The following is a 15,204-nucleotide window of genomic DNA, read 5'->3' as shown; positions in this document are numbered from 1 at the left end:
GAAATGTGAACAATTTTTCACGGAGGGATATATTGATTTCTTTTTGAAATGCTTTATAATGGTAAAGACAGCCGTTTTCGAAGAGGTCTGCCGGTATGCGGCGGATGTACAGTGGAAAACGGATGAAGAGATGAGATAAAGGAGAAAAGTATGAATAATCCCAACCAGAACCGGAACCAGAAGGGGAACGGGAATGGAAACAAGCCGGGAAAGAACAACCAGATGATTCTGCTTCTGGTGATCGCAGCGGTGGTCACGCTGCTTTGTGTTTCCATAATGAGCAGCTTCCTGTCCGATGGAACCAGGACAGAGGTGGCATACAGTGATTTTATTCAGATGGTAAAGGACGGGAAGGTAGAGTCTGTCGTGATCAGGGAGGATGAGATCCAGATCACACCGAAAAACGGATATTCCGTGAAGAGTACCGAAGACTCGCCGTTCTATTATCTTCAGACAGAGTCTTATTATACTGTAAAGGTGGAGGACCCGGATCTGACACAGATACTCCTGGATAATGGAGTGGAGGTAAAAGGAAAGAAGCCCAGTGCCAATTCAACGCTCCTGGATATTCTTTTGGTCTATGTGCTTCCCATCGCCCTTGTATGGGTATTCCTGATGTTTATTATGAAGCGCTCCGGCGGGGGCGGCGTTATGGGCGTCGGAAAGAGCAACGCCAAGCTGTATGATGTCCAGAGGGAGACCGGTGTTTCCTTTAAGGATGTGGCCGGAGAGGATGAGGCAAAGGAATCTCTCCAGGAGATCGTGGATTTCCTTCATAATCCCGGACGGTATTCGACCATCGGTGCGAAGCTTCCCAAGGGAGCGCTTCTGGTGGGCCCGCCGGGAACCGGAAAGACTCTGCTGGCAAAGGCAGTTGCCGGTGAAGCAAAGGTACCGTTTTTCTCCCTGTCGGGATCGGATTTTGTGGAGATGTTCGTCGGTGTCGGTGCGTCCCGTGTCCGTGACCTGTTTAAAAAGGCGCAGGAAAATGCCCCCTGTATCGTATTCATTGATGAGATCGATGCCATCGGTAAGAGCCGGGATTCCCGTTACGGCGGCGGAAACGATGAGCGGGAACAGACCCTGAACCAGCTCCTTTCGGAGATGGATGGCTTTGACTCCAACAAGGGGGTGTTTATTCTGGCGGCAACGAACCGGCCTGAGATCCTGGATAAGGCGCTGCTTCGTCCGGGACGACTGGACCGCCGGATTATTGTGGATAAGCCGGATCTCAAGGGCCGTGTCAATATCCTGAAGGTTCATTCAAAGGATGTGCTGATGGACGATTCGGTGGATCTGGAGGCCATTGCCCTGGCAACCTCAGGCGCTGTCGGTTCGGATCTGGCGAACATGATCAATGAGGCGGCCATCAATGCGGTAAAGCATAAGCGTCATGTAGTCAGCCAGGCGGATCTGTTTGAGGCCGTGGAGGTCGTTCTGGTCGGCAAGGAGAAGAAAGACCGGATCATGAGCGAGAAGGAACGCCGGATCGTGTCCTACCATGAGGTGGGCCATGCGCTGATCAGTGCGCTCCAGAAGGATTCGGAGCCGGTACAGAAGATCACCATCGTGCCCAGAACCATGGGCGCTCTTGGCTATGTCATGAATGTGCCGGAGGAAGAGAAGTATTTAAATACCGAAGCGGAGCTTCGTGCAATGCTGGTGCAGTTCCTTGGCGGCCGTGCGGCGGAGGAGCTGGTCTTTGATACCGTGACTACCGGTGCGTCTAATGATATTGAGCGGGCAACCCAGGTGGCGAGAGCCATGGTGACCCAGTACGGCATGTCGAAGAAGTTTGGTCTTATGGGCCTGGAATCCATCGAGAATAAATATCTGGACGGAAGAGCCGTACTCAACTGTTCCGATGTGACAGCGGCGGATATCGACGGAGAAGTAAAGGAAATGCTGGACGAGGCTCATAAGGAGGCACTTCGCCTGTTATCTGAGAACCGGGAGGCTCTGGATCAAATCGCAGCGTTCTTAATTAAGAAAGAGACTATCACCGGAGCTGAGTTTATGAAGATCTTCCATGAGATCAAGAATGGACAGAAGGCAGACGGCGAGGCAGAGAACGCAGAGGACGCCGGTGCGGAAGCACAGGACAGCCAGCCGGCCGAAGGAAGACAGAGCGAGTCTGCTCCCTCAGAAAACAGTGATGCGGAAGTATCGAGCTGTGAGACGGAAAGCAGAGGAGCTGAACCAACAGAAGTAAAGTAACAGGACAGAAACGATCACAGAGAAGCAGCCTCTCCGCTGATACCAGAATGGTGGACCGGCGTTGGAAAGGGCGGTGCCGGGTGCGCCGCCTTTTATGACATATCAGGAGCATTCTATGGCATTTAATATAGAAGAGGAATTGAAAAAGCTTCCGGGAAAACCCGGTGTGTATCTCATGCACGATGAAAAGGATGAGATTATCTATGTGGGAAAGGCCATCAGCCTGAAAAACCGGGTGCGCCAGTATTTTCAGAGCAGCCGGAACAAGACGGCAAAGATCAACCAGATGGTATCGCGGATCGCCCGGTTTGAATATATTGTAACGGATTCAGAGCTGGAAGCGCTTGTACTGGAATGTAATCTGATCAAGGAGCATCAGCCACGTTATAATACCATGCTGAAGGATGACAAAACCTATCCTTATATCAAGGTGACGGTGGGAGAAGCCTTTCCGCGGGTACTGTTTTCCAGAGATATGAAAAAGGACAAATCCCGGTATTTCGGCCCTTACACCAGTGCGGGTGCGGTGAAGGACAGCATCGGGTTGATCCATAAGCTCTATAAGATTCGAACATGCAGACGGCGCCTGCCGGAGGATATCGGAAAGGGGCGTCCCTGCCTTAACTACCATATCCATCAGTGTGATGCTCCCTGTCAGGGTTATATCAGCGAGGCAGACTATAAAAAATCCATCGATCAGGTACTGGATTTCCTGGGAGGCCACTATGAAACCATTCTGGACCGGCTGGAAAACCAGATGAATGAAGCGGCAGAGCAGATGGATTTTGAGACAGCGGCAGGCGTGCGGGATCTGCTGTTCAGTGTCCGGAAGATCGCTCAGAGCCAGAAGATCACGGAGGATTCCAACGAGGATCGGGATATCATTGCGTATGCAGTCGACGGCACAGATGCGGTGGTTCAGATCTTTTTTATGCGGGAAGGAAAGCTCATCGGACGGGACAATTTCCATCTGACGCTGGGGCAGGGAGACGGCCCGGCGCAGCTTATGAGTCAGTTTATCAAGCAGTTTTATGCGGGAACGCCGTTTATTCCGGGAATGCTTCTTCTTCAGCATGAAGTGGAGGAGGGGGAACAGGAGCTCTTGGAGCGGTGGCTGACAGGCAAGCGTGGCCAGAAGGTGGTGATCCGTGTTCCGCAGAAGGGCGAAAAAGCCCGTTTAATGGAAATGGCGGAAAAAAATGCCACTATTATTTTGCGGCAGGACCGGGAAAAAATAAAACGAGAGGAGAAACGAACCATCGGTGCGGTCAAAGAGCTGGAAGAGCTTCTGGGACTTTCCGGTCTGGTGCGGATGGAGGCCTTTGATATTTCCAATATCAGCGGGTTTCAATCGGTCGGATCCATGGTAGTCTATGAGTACGGACAGCCCAAACGGGCCGATTACCGGAAATTCCGGATTAAGACTGTGGAGGGGCCAAATGACTATGCGTCCATGGAGGAGGTACTGACCAGAAGATTTACGCATGGAAAGGAAGCCAGACTGGGACAGCGGGAAGGCCGGGGCTTCGATCGGTTTCCGGACATACTGATGATGGACGGCGGAAGGGGACAGGTGTCTGTGGCCGAGGAGGTGCTTTCCCGGCTGGGACTGTCTATTCCGGTCTGCGGCATGGTGAAGGATGATAATCACCGGACAAGGGGGCTTTATTTCCATGGGGAGGAGCTGCCCATCGACCGGCACAGCGAGGGCTTCCGTCTGATCACCAGGATTCAGGATGAGGCCCATCGGTTTGCCATTGAGTATCACCGGAGCCTGCGTGGAAAGGATCAGGTACATTCGGTTCTGGAGGATATTCCCGGTGTGGGACCGGCCAGGAGAAAGGCTCTTATGAGAAGCTACGGGACCATGGAACGACTGAAGGAGGCCACGGAGGAGGAACTAGCGGGAATCCCGGAAATGAACCGGGCTTCGGCACGGTCGGTCTGGGAGTTTCTGCACCGGACGGCGGAAAACGCACAGGAGAATTCCTAAACAGAAGATGGGAGCAGCGGATCCGGAACAGGATTTTCGCAGAACCGCTCCGTAACAAATTGGGAAGAGCCGAATTATCTTGCGATTCCGGGGCTCCTGTGCTAGGATTAGAACAGGTAAAACCAGGCAGATTCAGGTAAAGGGAGGTATTATGCGGACAACAGCAGTGGTAAAGTTAAAAAAACTGATCGATAAAATGAAACTGGAAAATCTGACACCGGAGATTGATTATTCAAAGATCAAGATCGCCCATCCGGAGATCAACCGCCCGGCGCTTCAGCTTGCCGGATTTTTTGATCATTTCAGTAACGACAGAGTTCAGATCATCGGAAATGTGGAATATGCGTATACAGCTTCCATGTGCCAGGATGCAAAGCTTCATGTTTATGAGGAGATCTTTAAGAGGAAGATTCCCTGTATCGTATATGCACGGAATCTGATGCCCGATGAGGATGTGAAGGCTCTTGCTGTCCAGTATGGTGTACCGCTTCTGTCCACTGGAAAAACAACCTCGGATCTGATGGCAGAGGTGATACGCTGGCTGAAGGTGGAGCTGGCTCCGACCATCAGTATTCACGGCGTATTAGTCGATGTATTCGGCGAAGGCGTTCTGATCATGGGGGAGAGCGGAATCGGAAAGAGCGAGGCTGCTCTGGAGCTGATCAAGCGTGGCCATCGTCTGGTAACGGATGATGTGGTGGAGATCCGGAAGGTCAGTGATGCGACTCTTGTCGGAACGGCACCGGATATTACCCGTCACATGATCGAGCTGCGAGGGATCGGAATTTTGGATGTAAAGGCACTGTTCGGCGCAGAGAGCGTAAAGAACACCCAGAACATCGATATGGTGATCAACCTGGAGGACTGGGATAAGGATAAAGAATATGACCGCATGGGACTGGACGAACAGTATACAGAATTCCTTGGAAACAAGGTGGTCTGCCATAATATCCCCATTCGTCCTGGCCGGAACCTGGCGGTGATCGTAGAATCGGCGGCGGTCAACTACCGTCAGAAGAAGATGGGCTATAATGCGGCTCAGGAGCTTTATAACCGCGTACAGCGTAAGCTGATGCAGGGACAGGATGAGGACGATGATGAGTAAAAAAGAAGAGTTTCTGGCGCGGCTGAAGGCTGCTTCTGCCAACGTAAAAACAGAGGAACCCATGAAACGCCACACCACCTTCCAGGTGGGAGGTGCGGCAGATTATTTTGTAACGCCGGAAAACAGCAGAGAATTAAAGGCAGTCCTGGCTCTTTGCAGGAAAGAAGCCATACCGTTTTTTATCCTCGGAAACGGCAGTAATCTGCTGGTCAGCGACAGTGGCTATCGTGGGGTGATCGTTCATATCGGCCGGCCGATGGCGGAGCTTTCCATCGAGGGAACAACGATCACGGCAGGAGCCGGTGTGACTCTTGCAAGGCTGGCACAGGCGGCCATGGAAGCGGGGCTTACCGGACTGGAATTTGCGTCCGGGATTCCCGGAACGCTGGGCGGAGCACTGGTTATGAACGCGGGAGCTTATGGCGGTGAGATGGCCCAGGTGGTGAAGAATGCCTCGATCTTGACGAAAACCGGGGAGGAACGGCGCCTTTCTCTTACGGAGCTGCAGTTCGGCTATCGCACCAGTGCGATCCTGCAGGAAGGGTATCTGGCTCTTGGCGCAGAACTGAATTTACAGCCGGGAGACAAAGCTGAGATCAAAAAGACCATGGAGGAGCTGGCAGCGAAGCGCCGGGAGAAGCAGCCTCTGGAATATCCCAGCGCCGGAAGTACCTTTAAGCGGCCGGAGGGATATTTTGCCGGAAAACTCATCATGGACGCAGGACTGAGCGGATTCGCCGTGGGCGGCGCCTGTGTTTCGGAAAAACACTGCGGCTTTGTGGTCAACAGAGGCGGTGCGACGGCGGCGGATATCTGGGAATTATGCCGCCTGGTAAAAGAGATCGTAAAAGAAAAATTCGGAGTGACCCTGGAACTGGAGGTACGGCTCCTGGGGGATTTCGGTTGACAAGACAGAAGGTAAATGTTATAACTGGAAGTGTTTTGAGGTGAATGCATGTCTTTTTCATCAGAGGTAAAGGAAGAGCTGTCCCGTCATATTCCAGTGGCGAGGCATTGTCAGATCGCGGAAGCGGCGGCAATCTTCCGTATGTGCGGTCAGTCTGTCCGCACCGGATCCGGCGGGATCGGGATCAGAGCCAGGATCGAGAATCCGGCAGTTGCCAGTACATTTGCGGCGCTTCTGCGGCGTGGATTCGGAATTACGCCTGCGGTGTCGGTCCGTGGAGAGGTTCATCTGGTGGAGGTTCAGGATCCGGAGGCAGCGCTTCATGTGCTGCGGGCGATGAAACTCCTGAACGAAAAAGGAGAAGAGGATCCGAGAGAGGATTTTATCAGTGCCATGGTGGTTCAGAATTCCTGCTGTAAGCGGGCGTTTATCCGCGGTGCATTTCTTGCCGGAGGTTCCATCAGTAACCCGGAAAAGTCCTATCATCTGGAAATTGTATGCGCAGATCAGGCGAAGGCCGATCAGCTGGTGAAGCTGATGGCAGCCTTTGAGGTGGAAGCGAAAACGGTACTCCGGAAGCGCTACCATGTGGTTTATATCAAAGAAGGAAGCCAGATCGTTGATATGCTCGGGATCATGGAAGCTCATGTGGCGCTTATGAATCTGGAGAATGTCAGGATCCTGAAGGAAATGCGCGGAACAGTAAACCGAAAGGTGAATTGTGAGACAGCCAATATCAACAAAACGGTATCTGCAGCAGTGGAGCAGATTAGCGATATTCTGTATATCCGGGATCAGGTGGGCTTTGACAGGCTGCCTGCCGGACTGGAGGAAATTGCCCTTGCCCGTCTGGAACAGCCGGACGCTACGTTAAAGGAACTGGGAGATTCCCTGGATCCGCCGGTGGGAAAATCCGGTGTGAACCACAGGCTTCGGAAGCTCCGGGAGATCGCGACACAGTTAAGGGAACACGAGGAGGAAAAATTATGATTACACGGAGAATTACCATTGGTCTTCCGGCAGGCCTGGAGGCCCGCCCGGTTGCAATGTTAGTACAGGTTGCAAGCCAGTATGACAGCAGCATATATATCGAGGATGAGTCCAGAAAAGTCAATGCCAAGAGTATTATGGGAATGATGTCTCTGGGACTTGGAAATGGTGAGGCTGTTACGGTCTCCGCAGACGGCGCAGATGAAGCGAACGCCATGGAAGCCATCGAACATTATTTAAAGAGTGAGGCGTAAAGTCTGAGAGACGAAACGCAGAGAGTGAGAGGATCCTGCTTCGCAGGATCCTTTTTTCCATTTGTTATACAGAAGGAGGAACCGAAGTGGCGTTTACACATCTTCATGTCCATACGGAATACAGTCTGCTGGACGGCTCCAGTAAGATCGGGGAGCTTGTGGCGCAGGCGAAGGAGCTTGGCATGGACAGCCTGGCGATCACCGATCATGGCGTTATGTATGGCGTCGTAGATTTTTACCGGGCGGCAAAGGCTGCGGGGATCCGCCCTATCATCGGCTGCGAGATCTATGTGACAACCGGCTCCCGCTTTGAAAAGGAGGGGGCGAACTCCGAAGACCGGTATTATCATCTGGTTCTTCTTGCAGAAAATAATACGGGATATTCCAACCTGATAAAGCTGGTATCCATGGGATTTGTGGATGGCTTTTATTATAAACCACGGGTGGATTATGAGTTGCTGGAAAGGTACCATGAAGGGATCATTGCGTTAAGCGCCTGTCTGGCCGGGGAAATTCCGAAAAATCTGATCCGCGGTATGTATGAGGAAGCATGTCAGGTGGCAAGACGGCTGGAAGGAATCTTCGGGAAGGGAAATTTCTTCCTGGAGCTGCAGGATCATGGGATTCCGGAGCAGCGTCTGGTAAATCCGCAGCTTGTCCGCATGTCGCAGGAGCTGGGGATCGAGCTGGTAGCGACAAATGATATCCATTATACCTATGCGTCCGATGTAGAGGCACATGACATCCTGCTCTGTATCCAGACGGGGAAAAAGGTCAGTGATACCAACCGTATGCGCTATGAGGGGGGACAGTTTTACTGCAAATCCGAGGAAGAGATGCGCAGTCTTTTCCCTTATGCGCCGGAGGCCATTGAAAACACCCATAAGATTGCCGAACGGTGTGAGGTAGAGATCGAATTCGGGGTAACGAAGCTGCCGAAATTCGATGTACCCGATGGAAAAACCGCCTGGGATTATTTAAATGAGTTATGTCTTGCTGGGCTGGAGGAGCGTTATCCAAACGATGACGGAACCTTAAAGCGGCGGCTGAAATATGAGCTGGCAGTGATCCGCACCATGGGTTATGTGGATTATTTTCTGATCGTGTGGGATTTTATCCATTATGCCAGGGAGCATGACATTATTGTGGGACCGGGGCGTGGCTCTGCGGCGGGCAGCCTGGTTTCCTACAGTCTTGGGATCACCAGCATCGATCCCATCAGGTACAATCTGCTCTTCGAACGGTTCCTGAATCCGGAGCGTGTGTCCATGCCTGATATCGATGTGGACTTTGGCTTTGAACGGCGCCAGGAGGTCATCGATTATGTCATTGACAAATATGGGAAGGATCAGGTGGTCCAGATCGTGACCTTCGGTACGCTGGCTGCCCGCGGGGTGATTCGCGATGTGGGCCGTGTGCTGGATCTTCCCTACGCTCTCTGCGACCAGGTGGCGAAGATGGTTCCCAAGGAGTTGAATATCAGCCTGGACGAAGCACTGAAAAGTCCGGATCTCAGGGAAATATACAACACCAATGACCAGGTTCATTATTTGATCGATATGTCCCGCCGTCTGGAGGGGCTGCCGCGCCATACCTCGACGCATGCGGCAGGCGTTTTGATCTGTCAGAAGCCGGCAGTGGAGTTTGTTCCCCTGTCCCGTGCGGCAGACGGTACCATTACGACCCAGTTCCCGGCACCGACCCTGGAAGAGCTGGGGCTTCTGAAAATGGACTTTCTGGGGCTTCGTACCTTGTCGGTGATCCAGAACACAGAGCGTCTGGTAGAGAAGGAGCGTGGAATTCTTCTCGATGTGAACCATATCGATTTTGATGATAAGGCAGTGTATGATTCCCTCTGCACCGGAAAATGCGAGGGTGTGTTCCAGCTGGAAAGCTCCGGCATGAAGGCTTTTATGAAGGAACTGCAGCCTCATAATCTGGAGGATGTTATCGCCGGGATCGCCCTGTACCGTCCGGGCCCCATGGATTTCATTCCCCAGTATATCCGCGGAAAGAACCACCCGGATCAGGTAACTTATTCCTGTCCTCAGTTAAAGCCGATCCTGGAAGCCACATATGGCTGTATTGTGTATCAGGAGCAGGTTATGCAGATCGTCCGGGATCTGGCGGGGTACAGCCTGGGCCGGAGTGACCTGGTGCGCCGTGCCATGGCAAAGAAAAAAGCCTCTGTCATGGAGAAGGAACGGAAAAACTTCGTTTACGGCAATGAGGAGGAAGGCGTTCCCGGCTGTCTGGCAAACGGGGTGGATGAAGCAACGGCCAATAAGATCTTTGATGAGATGATGGATTTTGCAAACTATGCGTTCAACAAATCCCACGCGGTTTCCTATGCGGTGGTGGCCTATCAGACGGCCTACTTAAAGCATTATTATCCGGTGGAATTCATGGCGGCGCTGATGACCTCAGTGATCGACAACTCTTCTAAGGTTTCGGAATACATCATGGTCTGCCGCAGTATGGGAATTGAACTTCTGCCGCCGGACATCAATGAGGGCTATGCCGGATTTTCGGTTTCCGGAGGGGCCATCCGCTATGGGCTTTCGGCGATTAAAAGCATCGGAAAAAATGTTATCGATGCGATCGTCCGTAACCGGGAAGAATTCGGCCCCTATAAGGATCTGAAGGATTTTATCTATCGTCTGACAAACAAAGAGATCAACCGGAGAAGCCTGGAAAACTTTATCAAGTCCGGTGCGCTGGACTGCCTGCCGGGAACAAGAAAGCAGAAAATGCTGGCATCCATGGAACTGGTGGAGCAGAAAAATCAGGAAAAGAAGCTGGACATTGCCGGACAGATGAGTCTCTTTGACCTTATGGGTGAGGAGGAGCGGAAAACGTATGAGGTTGGATTCCAGGATGTGGGCGAATATAAGAAGGAAGAGCTTCTTGCCTATGAAAAAGAAGTCCTCGGAATCTATCTGAGCGGCCATCCCATGGAACAGTACCGGCAGATCTGGGAAAAAAATGCCACAGCAAGGACCATTGATTTCAATGTGGACGATGAGACCGGGGAGGCGAATGTGCGGGATGGCCAGAAGGTCACCATCGGCGGTATGATTACTGCAAAAACGGTGAAGACTACAAAACATAACCAGCTGATGGCATTTGTTACCATTGAGGACATGGTCGGGACGGTGGAGGTTATCGTGTTCCCCAGAGATTACGAGGCAGGCCGTACAGTATTAAATGAGGATGGCAAGGTATTTGTCTATGGAAAAGTATCCCTGGGCGATGAGCCAAAGGGGCGTCTGGTCTGTGAGAGACTGATTCCGTTTGATGCGGTCCCGAAGGAACTGTGGATCCAGTTTCCGGATAAACAAAGCTGGTTTTCGGCGGAGCAGGAGTTCCGCGGACTGATCTCCGACAGCGACGGGCCGGATCAGGTGGTGATCTATTTGAAGAAAGAACGGGCCAAAAAATTCCTCGGACTGCGGGACAGTGTCAAGGCTGACGCGGCTCTTTTAGGTAAATTAACCGCAAAATATGGGGAAGAGAATGTAAAAGTTGTAGAAAAGGCTATTGAAAACAAGAGGGCAATCCAATATAATTGACTGTAAATAGTGTCAGGTGACAGGAGACCTTTTGCCCCGGCACAGCAATGACCATTGTGATCTGGAGGAAATTAGTATGGCAAATAAAATCAATACGATCGGTGTACTGACCAGCGGCGGCGATGCACCCGGAATGAATGCGGCGATCCGTGCCGTTGTCCGGACCGCTATTTCCAAGGGAATGAACGTAAAGGGAATCCAGAGAGGGTATGCCGGACTTTTAAATGAAGAGATCGTGGACATGAACAGCCGGAGCGTATCGGAAATTGTCCAGAGAGGCGGTACGATCCTCTATACGGCCCGCTGTGAGGAGTTCCGGACGGAAGAGGGGCAGGCCAAGGGGGCTGAGATCTGCAGAAAGCATGGAATCGAGGGCCTGGTGGTCATCGGCGGAGACGGTTCCTACCGTGGTGCCGGAAAACTGGCGGAGCAAGGAATCAATACCGTGGGACTGCCGGGAACCATCGACCTGGATATCGCCTGCACGGATTATACCATCGGCTTTGATACGGCTGTGAATACGGCCATGGAGGCCATTGATAAGATCCGTGATACTTCGACCTCCCATGAGCGGTGCAGTATCATTGAGGTTATGGGACGTAACGCCGGATACATCGCCCTGTGGTGCGGAATCGCCAACGGCGCCGAGGATATTCTGATCCCGGAGCGGTATGACTGCAACGAGCAGACCATTATCAACCATATTATTGAACATCGGAAAAAGGGCAAAAAGCATCATATCATCATCAATGCCGAGGGAATCGGCCATTCGACCAGCATGGCAAAGCGCATCGAGGCAGCCACCGGAATCGAGACGAGAGCATCGATCCTGGGCTATATGCAGCGAGGCGGCATGCCTACCTGCAAGGATCGTGTCTATGCGTCCATCATGGGGGCGCGGGCCGTGGATCTCTTGGCGGAAGGAAAGAGCAACCGGGTTGTTGGCTGGAGAGGCGGCGAGTTTGTGGATTATGATCTTTATGAAGCTCTTGCCATGCAGAAGGACATCAACGAAGATGTCTATGCTATCAGCAAAATGCTTTCGCGATAAAACGGGAGCAGCGTCTGGGAATGCGGAAGAAAGAAGCTGCTGCCGTGACAGCGGGTAAAATGAGATCAGAGGTGTGAGTGATTATGACAGAGCATATTTTTGAGGAAGAACGGGGCTACGGGACCGGTGTTTCGCTGGAACTGGATGACGGTGCGCTGAAGCCTGTGGAGGAGGTACTGCCTTCCGCAGACGGGGAAAAGAAGCGGATCATGGCAGGCGGCGATACGAAGCTGACGGCTACGACCCCGGAAGAATTATTCGAGATCCTGATCGATTCCATAAAAAAATATCACCCCTCCGATGATCTGACCATGGTGCAGAAGGCGTATGAGATTGCTGATTCTGCCCATAAAGGACAGCTTCGGAAGTCCGGGGAGCCGTATATTGTCCACCCGTTAAGCGTGGCAATCATCCTGGCACAGCTGGAGCTGGACAAGGAATCCATCATCGCCGGAATCCTCCACGATGTGGTGGAAGATACGGTAATGACCATCGATGAAATGAAAGCCACGTTTGGCGAGGAGGTCGCCCTGCTGGTGGATGGCGTCACCAAGCTGACCCAGTTATCCTGGTCGGCGGACAAGGTGGAGATCCAGGCGGAGAATCTGCGGAAAATGTTCCTTGCCATGGCAAAGGATATCCGGGTGATCCTGATTAAGCTGGCCGACCGTCTTCATAATATGCGGACGCTCCAGTATATGAAGCCGGAGAAGCAGAAGGAAAAAGCCAGGGAGACCATGGAAATCTACGCGCCCATCGCGGACCGCCTCGGTATTTCCAAGGTGAAGATCGAGCTGGATGATCTGTCCTTAAAATATCTGGAGCCGGAGGTTTACCGGGATCTGAAGGAAAAGATCTCCCTGCGGCGCATGAGCAAGGAAAGCTTTCTTCAGAATATTATGGCGGAGGTGCGGACCCATATTGAGAACGCCGGAATCAAGGGCCAGATCGACGGACGGGTGAAGCATCTGTTCAGTATTTATAAAAAGATGGTGACCCAGAACAAGACTCTGGATCAGATTTATGATATTTTTGCGGTGCGGATCATTGTTGATACGGTGAAGGACTGCTACGCGGCGCTTGGTGTGATCCATGAGATGTATAAGCCCATTCCCGGGCGCTTCAAGGATTATATTGCCATGCCGAAGGCCAATATGTACCAGTCCCTTCATACGACCCTGATCAGCAGCACCGGCCAGCCCTTTGAAATCCAGATCCGGACGTATGATATGCACCGGACCGCCGAGTACGGGATTGCGGCCCACTGGAAATACAAGGAGGGTCAGGACGGAAAGAGCATCGCCCAGAAGGAAGAGGAGAAGCTGAGCTGGCTGCGCCAGATCCTGGAGTGGCAGAAGGACATGTCCGACAACAAGGAATTCCTTTCTTCCTTAAAGACCGACCTGGATATTTTCTCAGACAGCGTTTACTGTTTTACGCCGGAAGGAGATGTGAAGAATCTGCCCAGCGGTTCCACTACGGTGGATTTTGCTTACAGCATCCACAGTGCGGTCGGCAATAAGATGGTGGGAGCCAGGGTCAATGACAAGCTGGTGCCCATCGACTATGTGATCCAGAACGGTGACCGGATCGAGATCATCACATCCCAGAATTCCAAGGGCCCCAGCCGTGACTGGCTGAAATCGGTGAAGAGCGCTCAGGCGAAGAATAAGATCAATCAGTGGTTCAAGACTCAGAATAAGGAAGAAAATATTATCCGGGGCAAGGATCTGATCGATAAATACTGTAAGGCAAAGGGAATCAATTTCCCCAGTCTGGCAAAGCCGGAGTACGAGGAAAAGGTTCTGATGAAGTACGGCTTCCGCGAGTGGAATGCCGTTCTGGCGGCCATCGGACACGGTGGCATGAAAGAGGGCCAGGTCATCAACAAGCTTCTGGAAGAGTATCAGAGGAAGAATCCGTCTGAGGTTCTGACTGATGAAAAGGTTCTGGGCGATGTGGCGGCAAAGGAAAAGCCGGCACAGGAAAAAAGCAAGAACGGCATTGTGGTAAAGGGTGTCCATGATCTGGCAGTCCGGTTCTCCCGGTGCTGCAGCCCGGTTCCAGGTGATGAGATCGTGGGATTTGTGACCAGAGGACGCGGAATTTCCATTCACCGGACAGACTGTATCAATATCATCAATCTGCCGGAGGAGGAACGGGTGAGGCTGATCGATGCTGAGTGGCAGGCACCGGAGGATGATTATCGTTCCGAGACATATACCACAGAGATCAAGATTTTTGCCCATAACCGGATCGGGCTCAGTGTGGATATTGCCCGGATCTTTACGGAGCGTGAGATCGATATTACGACCATGACAGCCCGCAGAAGCAAGCAGGGAACAGCAACCATTACCATGAGCTTTGATATCCATGGTGTGGAGGAGCTGCAGCGTCTGGTGGAAAAGCTGCGCCAGGTGGAAGGCGTTATGGATATTGAGAGGACGACAGGCTGATGAAAAAGGGAATGATCGCCAGTGCCGTGCTGGGCATGGTGCGTACGAATTGTTATTTTCTGATTAACCGGGAGACCGATGAGGCTCTGATCATCGATCCGGCGGATGACGCGGCAGCTGTCCGGGACTGGTTCCTGAACAATCAAAAGAAACCGGCCGCAATTCTGCTGACCCATGGCCATTTTGACCATATACTGGCGGCTGAAGAGCTTCGGAAGCGCTTTGATATAAAGATCTATGCGGGTGACGGAGAGCAGGAGCTTCTTGAAAATGCGTCCTGGAATCTTTCCGCATCCTGGAGCAGCCAGGTGGTTCTTCATGCAGATGAATTTGTGAAGGACGGAGAGATCCTTTCCCTGGCGGGATTTCAGATCAGGGTGATCGCAACGCCGGGGCATACGGCCGGCGGTGTCAGCTATTATCTTCCGGAGGAACAGATTTTGTTCAGCGGAGATACTCTGTTTGCCGGTTCCTACGGGCGGGTGGATTTTCCGACATCGTCCATGTCACAGATGGTCCATTCGGTCCGGGACAGGCTTCTGGTTCTCCCGGAGGATACGGTGGTTTATCCGGGGCATGGCGAGGCAACAACCATTGGCCAGGAAAAGCGGTATAATCCGCTGGCAGAGTATGAGGAATAACGGACAGATCGGTTGGGG

The 15,204-nt window shown here is 52.3% G+C and carries 10 protein-coding genes; all 10 read left to right on the top strand.

All coding sequences use genetic code 11. The features are described 5' to 3' along the window. Positions 1-150: 150 nt before the first annotated feature. The 10 genes from ftsH (at position 151) to ACTQ3K_RS06610 (ending at position 15,186) form a co-directional block, all read left to right on the top strand. Complete coding sequence (gene ftsH / locus ACTQ3K_RS06655; RefSeq protein WP_441566705.1) at positions 151-2,217, top strand: ATP-dependent zinc metalloprotease FtsH; 2,067 nt, start codon at positions 151-153, stop codon at positions 2,215-2,217. Between the two features lie 115 nt (positions 2,218-2,332). Next, the gene (gene uvrC, locus ACTQ3K_RS06650; protein WP_441566707.1) at positions 2,333-4,210 is read left to right on the top strand and encodes an excinuclease ABC subunit UvrC; all 1,878 of its coding nucleotides are present in this window, start codon (positions 2,333-2,335) and stop codon (positions 4,208-4,210) included. A gap of 151 nt (positions 4,211-4,361) precedes the next feature. Next, the gene (gene hprK / locus ACTQ3K_RS06645) at positions 4,362-5,315 is read left to right on the top strand and encodes an HPr(Ser) kinase/phosphatase (RefSeq protein ID WP_441566709.1); all 954 of its coding nucleotides are present in this window, start codon (positions 4,362-4,364) and stop codon (positions 5,313-5,315) included. Further along, entirely contained in the window at positions 5,305-6,222 is a 918-nt protein-coding gene (gene murB / locus ACTQ3K_RS06640; RefSeq protein WP_441566711.1) for a UDP-N-acetylmuramate dehydrogenase, read from the top strand. Before hprK ends, murB begins: the two co-directional genes overlap by 11 nt. Positions 6,223-6,270: 48 nt before the next feature. Further along, positions 6,271-7,212 (top strand): DNA-binding protein WhiA, encoded by a 942-nt coding sequence (whiA, locus tag ACTQ3K_RS06635; protein ID WP_441566713.1) that lies wholly within the window; start codon positions 6,271-6,273, stop codon positions 7,210-7,212. Further along, entirely contained in the window at positions 7,209-7,466 is a 258-nt protein-coding gene (locus tag ACTQ3K_RS06630) for an HPr family phosphocarrier protein (protein WP_441566715.1), read from the top strand. The genes whiA and ACTQ3K_RS06630 overlap by 4 nt, the downstream gene beginning before the upstream one ends. A gap of 86 nt (positions 7,467-7,552) precedes the next feature. Beyond that, positions 7,553-11,038, top strand: coding sequence for a DNA polymerase III subunit alpha (locus ACTQ3K_RS06625; RefSeq protein ID WP_441566717.1), 3,486 nt, complete (start codon positions 7,553-7,555; stop codon positions 11,036-11,038). Between the two features lie 76 nt (positions 11,039-11,114). Further along, positions 11,115-12,089, top strand: a complete 975-nt coding sequence (gene pfkA, locus ACTQ3K_RS06620; protein ID WP_441566719.1) for a 6-phosphofructokinase — start codon at positions 11,115-11,117, stop codon at positions 12,087-12,089. A 209-nt stretch (positions 12,090-12,298) separates the two neighbouring features. Continuing rightward, positions 12,299-14,545: a RelA/SpoT family protein gene (locus tag ACTQ3K_RS06615; RefSeq protein ID WP_441566859.1), complete on the top strand. Its 2,247-nt coding sequence runs from the start codon at positions 12,299-12,301 to the stop codon at positions 14,543-14,545. Further along, the gene (locus ACTQ3K_RS06610; protein ID WP_441566721.1) at positions 14,545-15,186 is read left to right on the top strand and encodes an MBL fold metallo-hydrolase; all 642 of its coding nucleotides are present in this window, start codon (positions 14,545-14,547) and stop codon (positions 15,184-15,186) included. Before ACTQ3K_RS06615 ends, ACTQ3K_RS06610 begins: the two co-directional genes overlap by 1 nt. The last annotated feature ends 18 nt before the right edge of the window (positions 15,187-15,204 follow it).

The sequence above is a fragment of the Candidatus Paralachnospira sp. LCP21S3_A2 genome (genome assembly GCF_052118925.1).
In the GTDB taxonomy this organism is placed as follows: Bacteria; Bacillota; Clostridia; order Lachnospirales; family Lachnospiraceae; genus Lientehia.
The sequence above is the reverse complement of the archived record's forward strand: the minus strand, read 5'-3'. Positions and strand labels throughout refer to the sequence as shown.